The organism is Pseudonocardia asaccharolytica DSM 44247 = NBRC 16224, from assembly GCF_000423625.1.
GTDB classification, from domain to species: Bacteria; Actinomycetota; Actinomycetes; order Mycobacteriales; family Pseudonocardiaceae; genus Pseudonocardia; species Pseudonocardia asaccharolytica.
In genome coordinates this window covers 30316-50188 of record NZ_AUII01000018.1, presented here as the reverse complement: position 1 = coordinate 50188, position 19873 = coordinate 30316, and the positions used below count along the sequence as shown (strand labels likewise).

General features: G+C 70.3%; 21 protein-coding genes. 13 read left to right on the top strand and 8 right to left on the bottom strand.

The window, feature by feature from the left end; translation table 11 throughout:
- Together G567_RS0117100 and G567_RS0117095 are read left to right on the top strand one after the other, a co-directional pair.
- On the top strand, positions 1 to 387 hold the full coding sequence (locus G567_RS0117100; RefSeq protein ID WP_028930943.1) for a F0F1 ATP synthase subunit epsilon: 387 nt from the start codon (positions 1 to 3) through the stop codon (positions 385 to 387).
- A 31-nt stretch (positions 388 to 418) separates the two neighbouring features.
- On the top strand, positions 419 to 850 hold the full coding sequence (locus tag G567_RS0117095) for a DUF2550 domain-containing protein (RefSeq protein ID WP_028930942.1): 432 nt from the start codon (positions 419 to 421) through the stop codon (positions 848 to 850).
- Positions 851 to 917: 67 nt separating this feature from the next.
- Here the strand turns inward: G567_RS0117095 and G567_RS0117090 are convergent, their stop codons facing one another.
- Together G567_RS0117090 and G567_RS36275 are read right to left on the bottom strand one after the other, a co-directional pair.
- Positions 918 to 1490, bottom strand: coding sequence for a cob(I)yrinic acid a,c-diamide adenosyltransferase (locus G567_RS0117090; RefSeq protein ID WP_028930941.1), 573 nt, complete (start codon positions 1488 to 1490; stop codon positions 918 to 920).
- 22 nt (positions 1491 to 1512) lie between these two features.
- Positions 1513 to 1755 carry an SDR family oxidoreductase gene (locus tag G567_RS36275; RefSeq protein ID WP_245585680.1) on the bottom strand — a complete coding sequence of 81 codons (243 nt, stop codon included), beginning with the start codon at positions 1753 to 1755 and terminating at the stop codon, positions 1513 to 1515.
- 205 nt (positions 1756 to 1960) lie between these two features.
- Between G567_RS36275 and murA the strand changes: the two genes are divergently transcribed.
- The 6 genes from murA (at position 1961) to ehuA (ending at position 8857) form a co-directional block, all read left to right on the top strand.
- Entirely contained in the window at positions 1961 to 3229 is a 1269-nt protein-coding gene (murA, locus tag G567_RS0117080) for a UDP-N-acetylglucosamine 1-carboxyvinyltransferase (RefSeq protein WP_028930939.1), read from the top strand.
- A gap of 325 nt (positions 3230 to 3554) precedes the next feature.
- The gene (locus G567_RS0117075; protein WP_028930938.1) at positions 3555 to 5549 is read left to right on the top strand and encodes a protein meaA; all 1995 of its coding nucleotides are present in this window, start codon (positions 3555 to 3557) and stop codon (positions 5547 to 5549) included.
- A 230-nt stretch (positions 5550 to 5779) separates the two neighbouring features.
- A complete protein-coding gene (gene ehuB, locus G567_RS0117070; RefSeq protein ID WP_028930937.1) occupies positions 5780 to 6676 on the top strand; it encodes an ectoine/hydroxyectoine ABC transporter substrate-binding protein EhuB in 897 nt (298 codons plus the stop codon).
- A gap of 15 nt (positions 6677 to 6691) precedes the next feature.
- Positions 6692 to 7399, top strand: a complete 708-nt coding sequence (locus tag G567_RS0117065) for an amino acid ABC transporter permease (protein WP_028930936.1) — start codon at positions 6692 to 6694, stop codon at positions 7397 to 7399.
- Positions 7399 to 8055 carry an ectoine/hydroxyectoine ABC transporter permease subunit EhuD gene (gene ehuD / locus G567_RS0117060; RefSeq protein ID WP_028930935.1) on the top strand — a complete coding sequence of 219 codons (657 nt, stop codon included), beginning with the start codon at positions 7399 to 7401 and terminating at the stop codon, positions 8053 to 8055. The genes G567_RS0117065 and ehuD overlap by 1 nt, the downstream gene beginning before the upstream one ends.
- 37 nt (positions 8056 to 8092) lie before the next feature.
- Complete coding sequence (gene ehuA, locus G567_RS0117055) at positions 8093 to 8857, top strand: ectoine/hydroxyectoine ABC transporter ATP-binding protein EhuA (protein ID WP_028930934.1); 765 nt, start codon at positions 8093 to 8095, stop codon at positions 8855 to 8857.
- Positions 8858 to 8879: 22 nt separating this feature from the next.
- On the opposite strand, the gene G567_RS0117050 is transcribed toward ehuA, so the two are convergent.
- Positions 8880 to 9653, bottom strand: coding sequence for an enoyl-CoA hydratase-related protein (locus G567_RS0117050; RefSeq protein WP_028930933.1), 774 nt, complete (start codon positions 9651 to 9653; stop codon positions 8880 to 8882).
- Between the two features lie 126 nt (positions 9654 to 9779).
- On the bottom strand, positions 9780 to 10313 hold the full coding sequence (locus G567_RS0117045) for an NUDIX domain-containing protein (RefSeq protein ID WP_028930932.1): 534 nt from the start codon (positions 10311 to 10313) through the stop codon (positions 9780 to 9782).
- A 110-nt stretch (positions 10314 to 10423) separates the two neighbouring features.
- On the opposite strand from G567_RS0117045, the gene nucS reads away from it, so the two are divergent.
- From nucS to G567_RS0117030, 3 genes are all read left to right on the top strand, one after another.
- On the top strand, positions 10424 to 11083 hold the full coding sequence (gene nucS / locus G567_RS0117040) for an endonuclease NucS (protein ID WP_028930931.1): 660 nt from the start codon (positions 10424 to 10426) through the stop codon (positions 11081 to 11083).
- Positions 11084 to 11223: 140 nt separating this feature from the next.
- Positions 11224 to 13008: a 3-hydroxyacyl-CoA dehydrogenase family protein gene (locus G567_RS0117035; protein WP_028930930.1), complete on the top strand. Its 1785-nt coding sequence runs from the start codon at positions 11224 to 11226 to the stop codon at positions 13006 to 13008.
- Between the two features lie 4 nt (positions 13009 to 13012).
- On the top strand, positions 13013 to 13303 hold the full coding sequence (locus G567_RS0117030) for a hypothetical protein (RefSeq protein WP_028930929.1): 291 nt from the start codon (positions 13013 to 13015) through the stop codon (positions 13301 to 13303).
- A 40-nt stretch (positions 13304 to 13343) separates the two neighbouring features.
- On the opposite strand, the gene G567_RS29480 is transcribed toward G567_RS0117030, so the two are convergent.
- The 3 genes from G567_RS29480 to mce all read right to left on the bottom strand — a co-directional run bounded on the left by G567_RS29480 (position 13344) and on the right by mce (position 16276).
- Entirely contained in the window at positions 13344 to 14240 is an 897-nt protein-coding gene (locus G567_RS29480) for a coiled-coil domain-containing protein (protein WP_051233213.1), read from the bottom strand.
- A gap of 95 nt (positions 14241 to 14335) precedes the next feature.
- Positions 14336 to 15667 (bottom strand): crotonyl-CoA carboxylase/reductase, encoded by a 1332-nt coding sequence (gene ccrA / locus G567_RS0117020; protein WP_028930928.1) that lies wholly within the window; start codon positions 15665 to 15667, stop codon positions 14336 to 14338.
- Between the two features lie 153 nt (positions 15668 to 15820).
- Entirely contained in the window at positions 15821 to 16276 is a 456-nt protein-coding gene (gene mce / locus G567_RS0117015; protein WP_028930927.1) for a methylmalonyl-CoA epimerase, read from the bottom strand.
- Between the two features lie 132 nt (positions 16277 to 16408).
- On the opposite strand from mce, the gene G567_RS0117010 reads away from it, so the two are divergent.
- Entirely contained in the window at positions 16409 to 17608 is a 1200-nt protein-coding gene (locus G567_RS0117010; protein ID WP_028930926.1) for an acetyl-CoA C-acetyltransferase, read from the top strand.
- 14 nt (positions 17609 to 17622) lie between these two features.
- Positions 17623 to 18594, top strand: coding sequence for a methylmalonyl Co-A mutase-associated GTPase MeaB (gene meaB / locus G567_RS0117005; protein WP_028930925.1), 972 nt, complete (start codon positions 17623 to 17625; stop codon positions 18592 to 18594).
- 19 nt (positions 18595 to 18613) lie between these two features.
- Here meaB and G567_RS0117000 read toward each other — a convergent pair whose 3' ends face one another.
- Positions 18614 to 19735 carry a helix-turn-helix domain-containing protein gene (locus G567_RS0117000; protein ID WP_028930924.1) on the bottom strand — a complete coding sequence of 374 codons (1122 nt, stop codon included), beginning with the start codon at positions 19733 to 19735 and terminating at the stop codon, positions 18614 to 18616.
- Positions 19736 to 19873 lie beyond the last annotated feature (138 nt).

The following is a 19873-nucleotide window of genomic DNA, read 5'->3' as shown; positions in this document are numbered from 1 at the left end:
ATGGCGGAGATGACGGTCGAGCTGGTCGCGGTCGAGCGACGGCTCTGGTCGGGCGAGGCGAACTTCGTCTTCGCCCGCACCACCGAGGGCGAGGTGGGTGTGCTGCCCGGCCACGAACCGCTGCTCGCGCAGCTCGAACAGGCCGGTGTGGTGCGCATCGACTCGATCGACGGAACATCGGTCACCGTGGCCGTACACGGCGGATTCGTCTCGATCACCCCTGACCGGGTGACGATCCTGGCCGAGTACGCCGAGTTCGCCCACGAGATCGACGTGGCGCGGGCGCGGGCGGCCCTGGACAAGGCCGGCGCGTCCGAGGGCGAGGGTACGGCGGCCCGGGCCCGGGCCGAGGTGCGGCTGAGGGCCGCCGAAGCGGCGTCGGCCTAGCGGAGCGCGTGCAGTGGGATCCGTGGCGGTCATCGTCGAGATCCTGCTGCTGCTCGCCTGTCTGCTGCTCTGTTGGCTGGCCATCCGGCGAGTCCGGCTCATGCGGGGCGGCGGCGTGGACGTGTGTCTGCGCCGCCGTTCTGCTGTTGCCCGCGACAGCGTCGCGGGCTGGCATTTCGGGGTGGGCCGCTACCGCGGCGACGAGTTCGCCTGGTATCGCCTCACCAGCTTCCGGTTCGGCCCGACGGTGCGGATCGACCGCACCGGGCTGGAGATCGTCGACCGTCGGGCCCCGACGAGCGAGGAGAACTACGCGATCCCCCAGCCGTCGACGGTGCTGCACTGCCGCGCCGAGAACGAGGACCTGGAGCTCGCGATGACGCCCGGGGTGCTGACCGGGTTCCTCTCCTGGCTGGAGGCCAGCCCCCCGGGCCGCACCACCGGCTACCGCCAAGCCTCCTGACCCCATCCCCGCGAGTCGCGATATTTCTGCGTGCGGGTCGGGGTGTCCGCGCGGGCAGACCGCCTCGTCACGTGGTGCCGCCCGGCTGCCACAGGACGTCGCCGTCGGGGTTGGCGAACCGGCCGAGGATGAACAGCAGGTCCGAGAGCCGGTTGAGGTACTTCGCGGTCAGCGGGTTGGTGCGCTCCGGGTCGGCGTCGAGCAGCGCCCATACCGACCGCTCCGCCCGGCGGGTGACCGTGCGCGCGACGTGCAGATAGGCCGCGCCCGGCGTCCCGCCGGGCAGGATGAACGACGACAGCTTCGGCAGGTCGGCGTTGAACTCGTCGCACCAGGCCTCCAGGCGCGTCACATACTCCTCGGTGACGCGCAGCGGTGGGTACTGCGGGTTCTCGACGATCGGCGCGCACAGGTCGGCACCCACGTCGAAGAGATCGTTCTGGACCTGCCGCAGCGGCACGAGGACGGCCTCGGACAGCTGCCCCACCGTGACCGCGACGCCGACCGCGGCGTTGGCCTCATCGGTATCGGCATATGCGGCGAGCCGGGGGTCGGTCTTGCGCACCCGGCTGAAGTCGCCGAGCGCGGTCGTCCCGTCGTCGCCGGTCTTGGTGTAGATCCTGGTCAGGTGCACGGCCATGGGCCCAGCGTATGCGCATCGATCAGGCTCTCCACGACGGGCGGCCCACCCCACGGCGCACGCCGTCCCGATCGTGAGCGTGCGCAGGGTCGCGGTCACGCGTTCGCCCGGCGTCGACCAGCAGCGCCGTGCCGGTGATGGCGCGCCCGCCGTCGCCCGCCAGGTGCGCGACGGTGGCGGCGACGTCCTCGGCGGTCTGGGACCGGCCGAGTGCCGCGCGGACGCGCTGGGCCTGGGCTCCCGGCGCGTCGGCCCGCGCGGACACGCCGAGGGTGATGTGCCGCTCTGCGCCGATATCGACACGCTGAGCGCATACCTCAGCTCGGTGCGGTACGGCGTGTCCGTGCAGGCCAGGGATGGGGCCACCCGCGAGGAGCTGTTCACGGTGGTTGACTGCGTGATGGCCGGATGGGACCGGCTCGTTCGGCCGCCCACGTAGCGGCGGGTGGGACCGGATACCGTCGGCTTCCGTGGTGGAGCATTTCGCGGTTCGCGGTGGCGCACGGCTGGTGGGTTCGGTTGACGTCGTCGGGGCGAAGAACAGCGTGCTGAAGCTGATGGCGGCCGCGCTGCTCGCCGAGGGCACGACGACGATCACCAACTGCCCGGAGATTCTCGACGTTCCGCTGATGGCGGACGTGTTGCGCAGTCTCGGCTGCAGCGTCAGCGTCGAGGGCGGCACCGTCACCATCGATGTGCCTGCCACGCTCAGCGCGCAGGCGGACTACCGCCCGGTGTCCAAGCTGCGGGCCTCGGTCTGCGTACTCGGCCCGCTCGTGGCCCGCTGCCGGCGGGCGGTGGTGCCGCTCCCCGGCGGGGACGCCATCGGCTCGCGCCCGCTGGATATGCACGCCTCGGGGCTGCGCAAGCTCGGCGCGACCACCGAGATCGAGCACGGCCGCGTGGTCGCGCAGGCCAACCACCTGCGCGGGGCGCAGATCTGGCTCGACTTCCCCAGCGTCGGGGCGACCGAGAACATCCTGATGGCCGCGGTTCTCGCCGATGGCATGACCGTCATCGACAACGCGGCGCGGGAGCCCGAGATCGTCGATCTCTGCACGATGCTGCAGCGGATGGGCGCGAAGATCGAGGGCTCGGGTTCCTCGACGCTGACCGTGTACGGCGTCTCGGGGTTGCAGCCGACCGAGCATCGTGTCATCGGCGACCGCATCGTGGGTGCCACCTGGGCGTTCGCTGCGGCCATGACCCGCGGCGAGGTCGATGTTCGCGGTGTCGACCCGCACCACCTCGACCTGGTCCTGGACAAGCTGCGCAGCGCCGGCGCGCACACCGAGATCCGGCCCGACGGGTTCACCGTGGCGATGGACGGCAGGCCGCGGGCCGTCGACTTCGTCACCCTGCCCTATCCCGGATTCGCCACCGACCTGCAGCCGATGGCGATCGCGCTCTCGGCGGTCGCCGACGGCACGTCGATGATCACCGAGAACGTGTTCGAGGCGCGCTTCCGGTTCGTCGACGAGATGGTGCGGCTCGGCGCGGACGCCCGGACCGACGGGCACCACGCGGTCGTCCGCGGCGTCGAGCGGCTCTCCAGCGCCCCGGTATGGGCGAGCGATATCCGGGCCGGGGCCGGGCTGGTCCTCGCCGGGCTCTGCGCGGACGGCGAGACCGAGATCTGGGACATCGAGCACATCGACCGCGGCTACCCGCGGTTCGTGGAGAACCTGCGCGGCCTGGGCGCCGGTATCGAACGGGCGAGCGCCGACCCGGACCGGTAGGGGATTGCCCGGGGGCTGTCCCAGGTGCGTCCCCGATGTTCGGCGCCGGCTACTCCCGCGCGCCGCGGCCGAGCGCGACCGTGGCGTCGACCCCTTGAACCCCAAGCGGTTCGGAAGTCCCTGCGGGGCCGCCCGACCCGATGGTAGGGGCAACTGTGAGCCAGTCGGTGCGAACATGGCCTTCCTTCTGGATCGGTCCGTCGCATAGTTTCCCGAGTGGCGTGCGTACTTTCTCACCCAGAGGGGTGCGACGGGCTCGATCGTCCCGGCAGCCCCGGCTACCAGCCAGTACGATCGGTTGATTTCCTGATGGCGGAGGTGTCCGGTGCCGTACCCGACCGACCGTGAACGTGACCGACCCTGGGTGATCCGGACCTATGCCGGGCACTCCTCGGCGGAGCGGTCGAACGCGCTCTACCGCAGGAACCTCGCCAAGGGCCAGACCGGGCTGTCGGTTGCGTTCGACCTGCCCACCCAGACCGGCTACGACCCCGACGACGAGCTCGCGAAGGGCGAGGTCGGCAAGGTCGGCGTCCCCGTCTCGCATCTCGGCGACATGCGCACGCTGTTCGACGGCATCCCGATGGCCGACGCGAACACCTCGATGACGATCAACGCGCCGGCGATGTGGCTGCTCGCGCTCTACGTGGCCGTCGCCGACGAGCACGGCGCCGACCGCGCCAAGCTGGCCGGCACCACACAGAACGACATCGTCAAGGAGTACCTGTCCCGCGGGACCTACGTCTTCCCGCCCGCGCCGAGCATGCGGCTGATCACCGACATGATCGCGTGGTCGGTGACGAACATGCCCCGCTGGAACCCGATCAACATCTGCAGCTACCACCTGCAGGAGGCCGGCGCCACGCCCGCGCAGGAGCTGGCCTACTCGCTGGCCACCGCGATCGCGGTGCTCGACTCCGTCCGCGACTCGGGGCAGGTCCCGGCGGAGAAGTTCGGCGACGTCGTCGGCCGGATCTCCTTCTTCGTCAACGCCGGGCTGCGCTTCGTCGAGGAGATGTGCAAGATGCGCGCCCTCGGCAGGCTCTGGGACGAGATCACCGCGGAGCGCTACGGCGTGACCGACCCCAAGCAGCGCAGGCTGCGCTACGGCGTGCAGGTCAATTCGCTGGGGCTCACCGAGGCCCAGCCGGAGAACAACGTCCAGCGGATCGTGCTGGAGATGCTGGCGGTGACGCTGTCCCGCGACGCCCGCGCCCGCGCCATCCAGCTGCCGGCCTGGAACGAGGCGCTGGGCCTGCCGCGGCCATGGGACCAGCAGTGGGCGCTGCGGATGCAACAGGTGCTGGCCTACGAGACCGACCTGCTCGAGTACGAGGACCTCTTCGAGGGCTCCCGCATCGTCGAGGCGAAGGTGGCGGAGCTCGTCGACGCCGCCCGCGCCGAGATCGACAGGGTCCAGGAGATGGGCGGCGCGGTCAGGGCCGTCGAGTCGGGCTACATGAAGGGCGAGCTGGTGTCGTCGCTGGCCGAGCGGCGGCGACGGATCGAGTCCGGCGAGGACGTCGTCGTCGGGGTCAACAGGTTCGAGACCACCGAGACCAGCCCGCTGCAGGCCGAGGGCACGCAGGCGATCGAGACCGTCGACGCGGCGGTGGAGGCCGCCGCGATCGAGGCGGTCCGGCGGTGGCGGGCGGAGCGGGACAACGCCGCGGTCGAGGCGACGCTGGCCGAGCTGCGCAACGCGGCCAAGACCGACGCGAACCTCATGGCGGCCTCGATCGCGTGCGCGAAGGCCGGCGTGACGACGGGGGAGTGGGCCGGGGCGATGCGTGAGGTGTTCGGGGAGTTCCGGGCGCCGACGGGGGTCTCGGCCGCCGTCGCGTCCGGCGAGGCCGCCACCGAGATCGCCGTCGTGCGGGAGCGGGTCCGCGCCACCGGAGACGACATCGGCGCCCGGCTGCGGATGCTGGTGGGCAAGCCCGGGCTCGACGGGCATTCCAACGGCGCCGAACAGGTCGCCGTGCGCGCCCGCGACGTCGGCTTCGAGGTCATCTACCAGGGCATCCGGTTGACCCCCGCCCAGATCGTGGCGGCCGCGGTGCAGGAGGGCGTGCACGTCGTCGGGTTGTCGGTGCTCTCGGGTTCGCATCTCGAGGTGGTCCCCGCGGTGGTCGAGGGCCTGCGCGCCGCGGGCGCCGACGACGTCCCGGTGATCGTCGGCGGGATCATCCCGCAGGAGGACGCGGCGGCGTTGGGTACCAGGGGTGTCGCCGCGGTGTTCACGCCGAAGGACTACCAGCTCACCGAGATGATGGACCGGATCGTCACGCTGGTGCGAGTGGCCCACGGCCTCCTCTGAGCCACTGACCGATGGAATGTGCGGACCACCCCTTCCGTACCTCCGATCGGGCGGCCTCTATCGAACGAGGTGGGTGCGGCTGTTGCGTTCTGATAACGACCCGGATCTGACAGGCTCCGGGATGGGCTGATCACATACGTTCGGTCAACGGCGCCGGCGGTCGGTGTGGCCTCCACGTCGCCGCGCCGGCGGCCAGCGATGCGGACAGTCACGACGTCTGGGGGACGATCATGACCGAACGGATGTGGAGCAGACGGGAGTTCTTCCGACGCACGGCTGTGGCGGGGGCGGTCGCTCTCGGCGGGCCGGTGCTGCTCTCCGCCTGCACCAGCACGGGCGGCGGCGGTAATGCGCTGGAGAACGCGAGGAACGCCGGGACGATCAAGATCGGGATCGCCGGAGAGGCGCCCTACGGGTTCACCGACGCCAGCGGCAGGGTCACCGGTGAGGCGCCGGAGGTCGCCCGCGCGGCACTGCAGCAGATCGGCATCGGCGAGGTCGGCGCCGAGCAGGTCGAGTTCGGCTCGCTCATCCCGGCACTCAACGCCAACCGCTACGACATGGTCTGCGCGGGCATGAACATCACCCCGGCCCGGTGCCAGCAGGCGGCCTTCTCGATACCGGACTACTCCGCGCTCACCGCGTTCCTGGTCCCCACCGGCAACCCGCAGGGCGTCAAGACGTTCGAGGACATCGCGGCGAAGAATCTCCAGCTCGCCGTGCTCGGTGCGGCGGTCGAGCAGGGCTACGCCGAGAAGAGCGGTGTCCCGTCCGGGAGCATCCAGGTGTTCCCGGACCAGAACGCGCTGCTGCAGGCGGTCACGGACAACCGGGTCTACGCGGCGGCGCTGACCGACATCTCGCTCAAGTGGCTGGTCAAGCAGAACCCGAACGCGCCGGTCGAGGTGACCGACGGCTTCGCGCCGGTGATCGACGGCAAGGAGGTCGTGTCCGCGGGCGGATTCGTGTTCCGGCAGGCCGACAACCAGCTGCGCGAGGCGTTCAACGGCGCTCTGCGCACACTGCACACCAACGGGGAGTGGGTGCGGATCGCCTCGCCGTTCGGCTTCTCGGAACAGAACCTGCCCGCGGCGGAGCTCACCACCGAGCAGCTCTGCGCCGCCTGAATCGGTAGTCCGATGCTGCCGGACAACCTCGGGACCTTCCTGTCGGTGCTCTGGGAAGGGGTGCCCGAAACCGTCATCGCGACCGTCGGCGGGATCGCGCTGACCATCGTGGCGTCCTTCGTCGCGGGCCTCGCGCTGCTCTCGCCGTCCCGGACAGTGCGCGTCATCAGCCGGATCTACGTCGAGGGCCTGCGCGGGACCTCCGAAGTGGTGCAGCTGTTCTGGCTGTTCTTCGCGTTGCCGATCCTGGTCGGCTTCCAGATCGTCCCGCTGTGGGGCGGGATCATTGTGCTCGGGCTCAACCACGGGGCATACGGCGCGGAGATCGTGCGCGGGTCCGTGCAGTCGGTGCCGCGGGCGCAGTACGAGGGTGCGATCGCGCTGAGCCTGTCACCGGCGGCACGGATGCGACGGGTGATCCTGCCCCAGGCCATCGTCGAGATGATCCCGCCGTTCAACAACCTGTTCATCCAGCTGCTCAAGAGCAGCTCGCTGCTGTCGTTCGTGTTCGTCAACGAGGTCACGCGCCAGGGCCAGGCCGTACTGGTGCCGCTGTTCACCGCGCAGTCGTTCACGATCCTGCTGCTGGTCCTCCTGATCTATCTCGTTCTGGCGCTGATCATCACCGCCGTGATGCGCCTGCTCGAACGGATGGCCTCGACCCGGCTGGGTCGGCGGCCGTCGGAGCAGGCCCGCCGGAAACGCGTGACGGGTGCGGTGTGATGGACGTCTGGAACTGGGACTTCGCGCTGAGTATCCTGCCGGCTCTGCTCGACGGCCTGCTCATCACGCTGCTGGCCACGGTGCTCGGCTCGCTGCTGGCGTTCACCCTCGGGCTGGTGTTCGCGCTCCTGCTGCGGGCGCCGTTGGGCCCGGTGCGGGTGCTGGTGCGCGGGTTCGTCGAATTCGTTCGCAGTACCCCGCTGCTGGTGCAGATCTTCTTCCTGTTCTATGTGCTTCCCGACTACGGGGTGGTGCTCAACGCGATCACGGTCGGTGTCCTCGGGCTGGGGCTGCACTATGCGACCTACACGGCCGAGGTGTATCGGGCCGGCATCGACGCCGTCCCCCGCGGGCAGTGGGAGGCCGCCACCGCGCTCAGCCTGCCCCGGTACCGGGTGTGGACCGGGGTGGTGCTGCCGCAGGCCGTCCCCCGGGTGCTGCCCGCACTCGGCAACTACGTGATCTCGATGTTCAAGGAGACCCCGCTGCTGATCGGCATCGGGGTGTTTGACCTGGTCGGTCAGGCCCGGGAGGTCGGTGGAATCGAGTTCCGCTACGTCGAGGCCTATACCCTGGCCGGGCTGTTCTTCCTGCTGCTCAGTTACCCCTCCGCACTGCTGCTTCGACGATTGGAGCGTCGTGTCGGTGTCCTCTGAACTGTCGCAGCCCACCGGGGAGGCGACACGCGACTGGATGATCGTCTTTGAGGGCGTGGAGAAGCGCTTCGGCGACCACGTCGTGCTCTCCGAGCTGGACTTCGCCGTCCGGCCCGGCGAGCACGTGACGCTGATCGGGCCCTCGGGTTCGGGCAAGACCACGATCCTGCGGCTGCTCATGACGCTGGAGAAGGTGAACGCCGGGACGATCCATGTGGGCGGCGAGTGCCTTTCGCACGTGCGTAGGAACGACCAGCTCGTGCCGGCCGACGAGAAGCACTGCCGCCGGGTGCGCAAGAAGATCGGGATGGTGTTCCAGCAGTTCAACCTGTTCCCGAACATGACGGTGCGGGGCAACCTCATCGAGGCCCCCACCCGGGTGCTCGGGCTGAGCAAGGCCGAGGCCAACGCCCGCGCCGAGGAGCTGCTGGAGATGGTCGGGCTCGGCGAGAAGATCGACGCGCACCCGACCCAGCTGTCCGGCGGTCAGCAGCAGCGGGTGGCGATCGCCCGCGCCCTGGCCATGCGGCCCGACGTGCTGCTGCTCGACGAGGTGACCTCGGCGCTGGACCCCGAGCTCGTCGCCGGCGTGCTCAAGCTGCTGCACGACATCGGGGAGACCACCGACATCACCATCCTGTGCGTGACCCACGAGATGGGGTTCGCCCGGGACTTCTCGCACCGGGTGATGATGTTCGACGGCGGCCGGGTGATCGAGGACGCGGCTCCCGAGGAGCTGTTCACCGAGCCGAGGCAGCAGCGCACCCGTGACTTCCTGCGGGCGGTGCTGGAGCGGCACTGACGGGAGCCGGCCTCGTCGAGATCTAGTCGGGCCACACGGCGCGGCGCTTCTCCAGGAACGCCGCCATGCCCTCCTTGGCCCCCGCCGCCTGCGACATCGAGGCCATGACCTCCACGGCGATGTCGTAGGCGTCGGCCTCGGGCCGGTCGAGCTGCGCGTAGAGGGTCTGCTTGCCCACGCCCTTGCTGAACCTGCTGCCCCGGGTGGCCCTGGCGAGCAGCTCGTCGACGCGCGCGTCGAGCTCCGCGTCCGGGACCGCGTAGTTGATCAACCCCCACTCGGCCGCGGTGCGCGCATCGATGGGGTCGCCGGTCATCGCGAGCTCCATCAGCCGCTTGCGCCCGATGTTGCGCGCCACCGGGACCGCGGGGGTGTGGCAGAACCAGCCGCCCTTTCCGCCCGGAAGCGCGAACGCGGCCGACTCCGCCGCGACGGCCAGGTCGCAGCTGGCGACGAGCTGGCACCCCGCGGCGGTGGCCAGCGCGTGCACCCGGGCGATGACGACCTGGGGCACCGACTCGATCGTGCGCATCACCTTGGTGCACAGGGTGAGCAGGTCGCGCACGCCGGCGAGGTCGCGGGCGGCGACGTCGGCGAAGTCGTGCCCCGAGGAGAACGCCTTGCCCTCGGCGGCGAGCACGATCCCGGTCGCGTCGCCGCGGCCCGCCTTCTCGAACGCGTCGAGCAACTCGAGCAGATGCGCCCCGGACAGCGCGTTACGCCGCTCGGGCCGATTCATGGTGATCCGCACGGTGTCGGCGTCGTGCTTGACCAGAAGGTACTCGTAGTCGCCCATACCGCTCACGGTACGACCTTGCCCCGGGCCGCCTCCAGCCCGCTCCCGCGACCTCTCCCTGTGAGTGCGTAACAGTGTTCTAACACTGTTACGCACTCACAGGGAGGCGGGACCTGGTGATATCGGTCAGGGCCGCCGGTCGTGGAGCAGAAGCAGCAGATACGCCGCGAGGCTCTGCGCATCGACGATCTCCGACCGCCGCACCATCGCCTCGAACTCGGCGATGGAGAACCAGCGGGTCTGCATGTCCTGCTCGGTGTGCTCGCGCACCGGCCACCCCTGCGTCAGCTCGGTGGCCAGGAAGACGTGCTCGCGCTGACTCGACATGCCCGGCGCGACGTCGAGGTCCCCGAGCAGCTCGATACGCCCGGCCGACAGACCGGTCTCCTCGCGCAGCTCCCTGGCCGCGAGAACAGCCGGGTCGACCTCGGCGCGGTCCGGTGCGGTGCCCATCGGGAACTCCCAGCGTCGCGCCCCGACCGGATACCGGAGCTGCTCGACGAGGAGCAGCTGGTCGTCCCGGCGCGGAATGATGATCGCCGCGGTCGGTTTGTCGATCACGCCGAAGATCCCCTCAGTACCGTCGGGCCTGCGGATCCCGTCCTCGCGGACGGTCATCCATGGGTTCGCGTAGACCGTGCGGCTGCGGATCGTCTGCACGCGCCTACCGTGCCCTGCCCGCCGGCCTCGCGGTGTCGCGGGGCGGTCCGGCGGCGCCCGCGACGCGACGGCGGCCGGGTGGTTCGGAGAGCCCAAGTAGGCTCCGTGCGGTGCGCCTCGTCATCGCTCGCTGCCAGGTCGACTACGTGGGACGCCTCACCGCCCACCTGCCGATGGCGCCCCGGCTGCTGCTGGTGAAGGCCGACGGCTCGGTCTCCGTGCACGCCGACGACCGGGCCTACAAGCCGCTCAACTGGATGAGCCCGCCGTGCTGGCTGGAGGAACGGCCCGGGGTCTGGACGGTGCGAAACAAGGCCGACGAGTCGCTGATCATCACGATCGACGAGGTGCTGCACGACTCGAGCCACACCCTCGGTGTGGACCCGGGCCTGGTGAAGGACGGCGTCGAGGCGCGTCTGCAGGAGCTGCTGGCGGCGCATCCGGGTGCCCTCGGCGAGGGCTATACGCTCGTCCGCCGCGAGTACATGACCGCCATCGGTCCGGTCGACCTGTTGTGCCGGGACGGGGACGGCCGCAGCGTCGCCGTCGAGGTCAAGCGGCGCGGTGAGATCGACGGTGTCGAGCAGCTCACCCGATACCTCGAGCTGATGAACCGCGACCCGCTGCTGTCCCCGGTCGCCGGGGTGTTCGCCGCACAGCAGATCAAGCCGCAGGCGCGGACCCTGGCCGAGGACCGGGGGATCCGCTGCGTCGTTCTCGACTACGACGAGTTGCGCGGAGCGGAGTCCGACGATCTCCGGCTGTTCTGACATCCCGGTGAGTGCGTAACAGTGTTCTAACACTGTTACGCACTCAAGGGGTGTTCCAGGTGACATGCGTGGTATACCGAGCGCTTTGGATGGGAGGATCGCGGCCAGTACGTGTCGACGGGCAGCGGGAGGTCATGAGCGTGACACGGGAATTCCGGACGGTCGGCGTCGTCGGTATGGGCACGATGGGTGCCGGGATCGCCGAGGTGTTCGCGCGCAACGGCCTGCGCGTCATCGTGGCCGAGGTGGATGAGGACGCGATCGCACGCGGGCGGGCGCACGTGGAGACCTCCACCAGGCGTGCCATCGAGCGCGGCAAGCTGACGGACGAGGCCGCCGCCGAGCTGTTCGACCGGATCACCACGACGACCTCCCTGGCGGACTTCACCGATGTCGACCTCGTCGTCGAGGCGGTGCCGGAGAACCTGGAGCTCAAGGCGTCGGTCTTCGCCGAACTCGACAAGGTCGTGCGACCCGACGTGATCCTCGCGTCGAACACCTCGTCGTTGTCGGTCACCGAACTGTCGGTGCGCACCGGGCGGCCCGGCAAGGTCATCGGGATGCACTTCTTCAACCCGGCTCCGGTGCTGAAGCTCGTCGAGGTGGTCCGCACCGTCGTCACCGAGCCGGACGTCGTCGACGACCTTCACCGGTTCGCCGAGAGCGTGGGCAAGGTGCCGGTCGTGATCGGCGACCGGGCCGGGTTCATCGCCAACGCGTTGCTGTTCGGCTATCTCAACCACGCCGCCCGGATGTACGAGTCGCGGTACGCCAGCCGGGAGGACCTCGACGCCGCGATGCGCTACGGCTGCGGCTACCCGATGGGGCCGCTGGCGCTGCTCGACCTGATCGGGCTCGATACCGCCTACGAGATCCTCGACACGATGTACCGCCAGTCGCGCAACCAGATGCACGCGCCCACCCCGATGCTCAAGCAGATGATCACCGCCGGGTTGCTGGGCCGCAAGAGCGGGCGCGGCTTCTACACCTACGAGAGTCCGCATTCCTCGAAGATCGTGCCGGACGCCGAGACCCCCACGGGCACCGTGCCCGAGAACGTGGCGGTGCGCGAGGTCGCGCGGGTCGGCGTCGTCGGCACCGGGACGATGGCCAGCGGGATCGTCGAGGTTCTGGCCAAGGCCGGGCTCGACGTGATCGTGCGTGGGCGCAGCGGCTCCAAGGTCGAGGCCTCGATCGCCGGAATCCGCAAGTCGCTGGACAAGGCCGTCGTGCGCGGGCGGATCTCCGAGGAGGACCGGGACGCCGCGCTCGGCCGGATCACCGGCACGACGCGGCTGGAGGACTTCGCCGACGTCGACCTGGTCATCGAGGCGGTCGCCGAGGAGCTCGACGTCAAGCGCGCGGTGTTCGCCGCGCTCGACGAGATCTGCAAGCCGGGCGCGATCCTGGCGACGACCACGTCCTCGCTGCCCGTGGTGGAGTGCGCTGCGGCGACCTCCCGCCCGTCCGACGTCATCGGCCTGCACTTCTTCAACCCGGCGCCGGTGATGAAGCTGGTCGAGATCGTCTCGACGATCACGACCGCGCCCGATGTCGCCGCCACCGCCCTCGCGCTGTGCGAGCGGTTGGGGAAGGTGCCGGTGTCCTGCCGCGACCGCGCCGGGTTCATCGTCAACGCCCTGCTGTTCCCGTACCTCAACGACGCGGTGAAGATGCTCGAGGCGCACTATGCGACCGCCGATGACATCGACGCCGCGATGAAGACGGGGTGTGCGCTGCCGATGGGGCCGTTCGAACTGCTCGACGTCGTCGGCCTCGACGTCTCGCTGGCCATCGAGCGGTCGCTGTACCAGGAGTTCCGCCAGTCCGGGTTCGCACCCGCTCCGCTGCTCGAGCACCTGGTCACGGCGGGCCGTCTCGGCCGCAAGGTCGGCCACGGTTTCCGGGACTACAACGGCCGCTGACGCCGTGCCGCGACGCAACCGGGCGGAGCGCCCCGTCCACGTACCGCTGCGATCGGCGGCGTTCACCCGCGCCGAGAGCGGGCCGGACGGGGAGTGGGTGGTGCGGAGTGTGCCGGGCTCGTCGTCGGCCAAGGACTACCGGTGCCCGGGCTGCGACCAGCTCATCCGGGCCGGAACGGGGCATCTCGTGACCTGGCCCGCGGGGGAGTACGGCTCCGTCGAGGACCGCAGGCATTGGCATATGCCGTGCTGGGATGCGCGGGAGCGGCGCCGGCCGGGTGGCCGTCGCCGCTGATAGGCGTGGCCTGTGAGTGCGTAACAGTGTTAGAACACTGTTACGCACTCACGGTGGGGTTTTCCTCGGATAGCTCGGCGAGCTCGTGCCCGATGCTGCGATCGATCACCGCGCGGGCGGTGCCCAGCTGCTCGACGATCCGCCGGCGCAACGCCGTCAGCTCGGTCACGCGGCGCTGCGCCTCGGTCACGATGCGGTCCGCCTCGGCCTGGGCGTCGGCGATCCGGCGCCGGGCCTGGGCGTCGGCCTCCCGCTCGATCCGAGCCACCTCGCCACGGGCCTCGGCCCGCCCGGCCTCGATCTCGGCGAGAGCCTCGGCGCGCCGGGCGTCCATCGCGATGGCGAAGTCCTCCTCGATCGTCGCCCGCTCGTTCGCGGACTCCTCCCACAGCCGAGATCGTTCGGCCTCCGCCTCGGCGGTGGCGCGGGCCAGCTCGTTCTCGACCTCGGTCCGGCGGCGGTTGATCGCCTGCTCGGCGGCCTTGCGCCGGATCTCCAGCTCGGCGCTCTGGGAACGGGTCCGCGCGTCGATTTCCTTCGCCGTCGCCTCGGCATCCGCGATGATCGCGTTGGCCCGCTGCTCGGCCTCACGCAGCCGCGCGGACACCTCGCTGTCGGCCTGGCTGCGCATCTCCGCGACCTCGTCCTCGGCCAGCCGGAGCATGGACCGCAGCCGCTCACTCATGCCCTGGACGCTCTGCGGCGGCGAGGACAGCCTGCGGATCTGCAGGCGGAGGGCCTCCGCGCGGCCACGCTCCTCGTCGAGCTCCCGGCCGAGCTGGGTGGCCTGGTCGACCGCCGCATCGCGATCGGCCGCCAGCAGACGGATCTCGGTGTCGAGCCGGCGCAGGTGAGCGTCGACGTGGGCCTGGTCGTAGCCCCGCCGCGCGATGGCGAAACCGGCGTCGGACGCGAACGTGTCCAGATTCCCGGCCATGAACCTCACCGTACCTGCTGGTCCGCGGGCCGTCGCGAGGCGAGCGTCGCTGGTGGCGACTCTCACCTCCCTGTTCGGTCCGCCCGGTCCGGCGATCAGATGCCGCGGAACCGCTTGATGGCCTCGAGGTGCCGCGCGCGCTTCTCGGTGTCCACGACGCCCAGTCCTTCCCGCGGCGCGAGGCAGAGGACGCCGACCTTCCCCTGGTGGGCGTTGTGGTGCACGTCGTGCGCCGCCTGGCCGGTCTCGGTCAGCGGGTAGACCCGGGACAACGTCGGATGGATGAGGCCCTTGCTGACGAGCCGATTGGCCTCCCACGCCTCGCGGTAGTTCGCGAAATGCGAGCCGACGATGCGCTTGAGGTTCATCCACAGGTAGCGGTTGTCGTACTGATGTTCGTAACCGGAGGTCGAGGCACAGGTGACGATCGTTCCGCCCCGGCGGGCGACGTAGACGCTGGCGCCGAAGGTCTCCCGGCCCGGGTGTTCGAAGACGATGTCGGGATCGTCGCCACCGGTCAGTTCGCGGATCTTCGAGCCGAACCGTTTCCACTCCGAGGGATCCTGGGTCTGCTCGTCCTTCCAGAACTTGTAGCCCTCGGCGTTGCGGTCGATGACGAGCTCAGCACCCATCTTGTGGCAGATCTCCGCCTTCTCCGGTGAGGAGACCACGCAGACCGGGGTGGCGCCGCCGTTGAGCGCGAACTGCGTGGCATACGAGCCGAGGCCACCCGAGGCGCCCCAGATGAGGACGGTGTCACCCTGCTTCATGTTCGCGCCGTTGCGGGACACGAGCTGCCGATAGGCGGTGGAGTTCACCAGGCCGGGGCTGGCGGCCTCCTCCCAGGCCAGATGCTCGGGCATGGGCATGAGCTGGTTGGACTTCACCAGCGCCAGTTCGGCCAGCCCGCCGAAGTTGGTCTCGAAGCCCCAGATGCGCTGCTCCGGATCCATCATCGTGTCGGAGTGCCCGTCGGGGCTTTCCAGCTCGACCGAGAGACAGTGCGCGACGACCCGGTCGCCGGGCTTCCAGGCGTTGACGCCGGGTCCGGTGCGCACGACCACACCTGCCAGGTCGGAGCCCACGACGTGGTACGGCAGGTCGTGGCGTGCTGTGAGTGGCGAGATGCGGCCGTAGCGCTTGAGGAAGCCGAACGTCGGCAGCGGCTCGAAGATCGAGGTCCACACGGTGTTGTAGTTGATGGCGCTGGCCATCACGGCGATGAGCGCTTCACCGGGACCGAGTGCGGGCGTCGCCACCTGATCCAGGTGGAGACTCTTGCGCGGATCTTTGTCCCGCGACGGGATCCCCTCGAACATGCGCGCGTCCTCGGCATGGACGGTGACGCCTCGGTAGTGCTCCGGGACGGGCAGCGCGCCAACTGCGTCGTACTGTTCGGTGAGAATCGCGTCGAGGATCTCCTGCACGGCCTGCCTCCGATGGCTGAGTCGTGTCCCGCCTGCTTGGGATACTAGAAGTTACCGATCAGTATAGTAACCGCTGCTCGCTCCCCTGCAGGGTCATCGCCCAGCATGGTGATGGACGCCACGTCGCGCCATGCGACCGTCCGTCGGGGTGCGCTAGTGCGCCTGGTCGGCCGCGGGTTCGACCAATTCGACCAGGACACCCCCGGCATCCTTGGGATGCACGAAGTTGATCCGTGAACCTGCCGTGCCGCGGCGTGGCTCGTCGTACAGCAGCCGCAACCCCTTGTTCCGCAGCGCCGCGCTCGCCGCGTCGATGTCGGTGACCCGGTAGGCCAACTGCTGGATCCCAGGACCGTTGCGGTCGAGGAACTTCCCGATCGCCGAATCGGGCCGCAGCGGGGCCAGCAGTTGGATTTGGGCCCCGGAGTCGCCCGGGGCGGAGAGCATGGCCTCGCGCACACCCTGTTCCTCGTTCGTCTCCGTGTGGGTGGCCACCAACCCGAGGGTCTCGGCGTACCAGGCGATGGCCTGGTCGAGGTCGGCGACCGCGATGCCGACATGGTCCACTGAGGTGATGAGTGCGTCCAGCGCGTTCGGATCAGCTGTCATGAACGAGAAATGTAATGGCGGCGGATCGTGTCCGGACTCTCACTCCACCTCCCCTCTTCTGGGGGTCGACGTGGGGAGCCCGCAGGTATCGTCAATCCGTCGACCACCGTCGCATATTGCTGGAGGCCCGTAGTGTCCGGATCCGTAATCGTGGCCGGTGCCCGAACCCCCATGGGGCGGCTGCTCGGCTCGCTCAAGAACTTCTCCGGGGTACAGCTCGGCGGGGTCGCCATCAAGGCGGCGCTCGAGCGGGCGGATGTTGCGCCTGAGCAGGTCGAGTACGTGATCATGGGACAGGTCCTCACCGCAGGCGCCGGACAGATCCCGGCCCGCCAGGCAGCCGCGGCGGCCGGCATCCCGATGGACGTCCCCGCATTGACGATCAACAAGGTATGCCTGTCGGGTATCGACGCCATCGCCCTCGCCGACCAGCTCATTCGCGCCGGTGAGTTCGAGATCGTCGTTGCCGGTGGCCAGGAGTCGATGACACAGGCGCCTCATCTGCTCACCAAGTCGCGCGAGGGCGTCAAGTTCGGCGATGTGAACCTGCAGGACCATATGTCCTTCGACGGGCTGTTCTGCGCGTTCGACCAGGTTGCGATGGGCGCCTCCACCGAGAAGCACAACAGTCGCTACGAGATCACCCGGGCCGATCAGGACGGGTTCGCGGCTCGTTCGCACCAGCGGGCAGCGGCGGCCACCGAGAACGGGATCTTCGCCGAGGAGATCGTTCCGGTCGAGATCCCCCAGCGCAGGAGTGAGCCGGTGGTCATCGGCACCGACGAGGGTATTCGCGGTGAGACGACCGCCGAGGGCCTCAGCAAGCTCCGTCCGGCGTTCGCGTCCGACGGCACCATCACCGCGGGCTCGTCGTCGCAGATCTCCGACGGTGCCGCCGCCGTCGTCGTGATGAGCAAGGCCAAGGCCGAGGAGCTGGGACTGACCTGGCTCGCCGAGATCGGCGCGCACGGCGTGGTCGCCGGCCCGGACGCCAGTCTGCACGAGCAGCCGGCGAACGCGATCGCAAAGGCGTGCGCGAAGGAGGGCATCTCGTCTGGCGACCTCGACCTGGCCGAGATCAACGAGGCGTTCGCCGCGGTCTCGCTCGTGTCCTCCCGCAAGCTCGGCCTCAGCGAGGACAAGGTCAATGTCAACGGCGGCGCCATCGCGCTGGGCCATCCGCTCGGGATGTCGGGCGCCCGCATCGTCCTGCACCTCGCGCTCGAGTTGCAGCGTCGAGGTGGCGGGATCGGCGCTGCCGCACTGTGCGGCGGCGGCGGTCAGGGCGACGCTCTGATCGTCCGGGTGCCCCGCGAGCGACTGATCCGCTGACCGGACGGCTCCAGATGGCACCGCGGCTCGATGCGGTCGATCTCGTTGTCCGGGCCCGGCGCGGTGAGGCTCGCGCGGTCGCTCGGCTGATCTCGCTGGTGGAGAACGCCAGTCCGTACCTGCGCGAGATCGCGGCGGCGCTTGCGCCATACACCGGCCGTGCGCAGGTGGTGGGTCTGACCGGGGCGCCGGGCGTCGGCAAGTCGACCTCGACGTCCGCCTTGGTCGCCGCGCTGCGCAGGCGGGGAAACCGGGTCGGGGTGCTGGCCGTCGACCCCTCCTCGCCGTTCTCCGGCGGGGCGCTGCTCGGGGACCGGGTCCGGATGAGTGAGCACGCCACCGATGACGGCGTGTTCATCCGATCCATGGCGACCCGCGGCCATCTCGGCGGCCTCGCCTGGTCGACGCCGCAGGCGTTGCGGGTGCTCGACGCCGCAGGCTGCGATGTGGTGCTCGTCGAGACGGTCGGCGTCGGCCAGTCCGAGGTCGACGTGGTCTCGCTCGCCGACACGACGATCGTGCTGCTCGCACCCGGGATGGGTGACGAAGTGCAGGCCGCGAAGGCCGGGATTCTCGAGATCGCGGACGTCTTCGTGGTCAACAAGGCCGACCGGGACGGCGCCGCCCAGACTGCTCGCGAGCTCAGACACATGATTTCCCTGGGCGATCGCCCGAACGGCGACGGCGATCTCTGGAAGCCGCCGATCGTGCGGACTGTCGCGTCCCGCGGTGAGGGTGTCGACGACGTGGTCGCGGCCGTCGACGCGCACCGGGAATGGCTCGACCGCAGCGGCGAGCGGGACCGTCGCCGCCTGCAGCGCGCCGAGTCCGAGATCCAGGCGATCGCCCTCGAGCAGGTTCGTGCACGGCTCGGCGAGGTCGGGGACGCCACCGCACTGCCCGAGCTCGCCAAGCGGGTGGCGGCGGGCGAGCTCGACCCGTACCGCGCCTCCGACGAGCTGCTGGACAGGATCGCCGAAGGCTGATCCGGCCGGCCGCCCCCGTTCATCCTTCGGCCCGGGTGATCGGCAGCCGGTCGAGACGACGGCGCACCCGGTCCGACCCGATCCGCGCCGCCAGGTTCCGGGCCTGCCGCGCGTGTGCGGCGGCGTCCTCGACCGCGCCGCGATGGGCCAGCGCGAGCGCGAGGTCGGCGCGTAGCGCGGCCCGCTCCCGAACCGGCACCCGGTCGGTGGTGGCCACCGCCTGAAGGCCGGCCAATGCGTCGGCGTCGCCGTGCGGGGCCAGTGCGGCACTGCGCCGCCGGTGCAGGCCGTCGTAGTCGAGGGCCCAGCCGCGCTGCACGAGATCCGGAACGCTCGGGGCCGCCCGGATCGCCCGCTCAGCGGCGGCGAACGCGTCCTGGGACTCGGCCGCGTCCCCGGCTGCCGCTCGCGCGGCGCCGCGGGCCGTCGCCGCCCATGCCGCCCCGGGACCATCCGCCGGTGCCGCCTCCAGCACCGCCAGCGCCGGGCCGGGAAAGCCGAGCTCGCTCAGCACCGCCGACTGGCCGGCCAGCGCCTGACCCAGCAGGGCGGGCGCCGGCGCCTCATGAGCAGCGTTGCGGGCCTGCTCGTGGCGTGCGTACGACTCGTCGAGAAGACCCTGGTCGAGCGCCTGCCAGCCGGCGAGCAGCGCGGCCTCGGCCAGTACAGCGGCAACCGCGCGCCGACGAGCCGGCGCCGGTGTATGCGTGAGGAGCCGGGCGAGCTGCTCGACCTGGGCGCGCACCGCCGCCCCCGCCCCCGCCGCACCGAGTCGATCATCGAGCCTGCGACTGGCCTCGAGCTGCGCGCGCAGCAGCGCCAGTGCGTCCTCGCCGACGGCGTCGGCCTCGGCGAGCAGCCCGCGCAGCCGCTCCGCGGCGTCCGCCGGCGGCTCGGGAACGGGGGCCACGGCCAGCGCGGCGTTCCCGTACAGCTCCGCGAGCAGTTCCCGGTAGAGCGGTTCCGGCGTGGCGTGACCGTTCTCCCACCGCGAGAGCTGTGTCTTCAGGCTGGCGAGCGAGGCGGTGGGCGCTCCCCGGGCCCGGCCCAGGGCCGCCAGCTCGCGCGCCGCGCCGGACTGTGACCAGCCCCGTTCCCGGCGTGCCGCCCGCAAGGCGCTGCCGAGCATCTCGGTTCCCATACATCCATGTTGTCGGTGCCGCCTCGTACTGTCAACGGCATTGACGCAATGAAGCGTCAACAGCCTGGGGCGGCCTGGCCCCGGACGGTCTCGTGGAGGTGTTCGGTGGATCTGGTGACGTGCTCGGTCTGCGTCGTG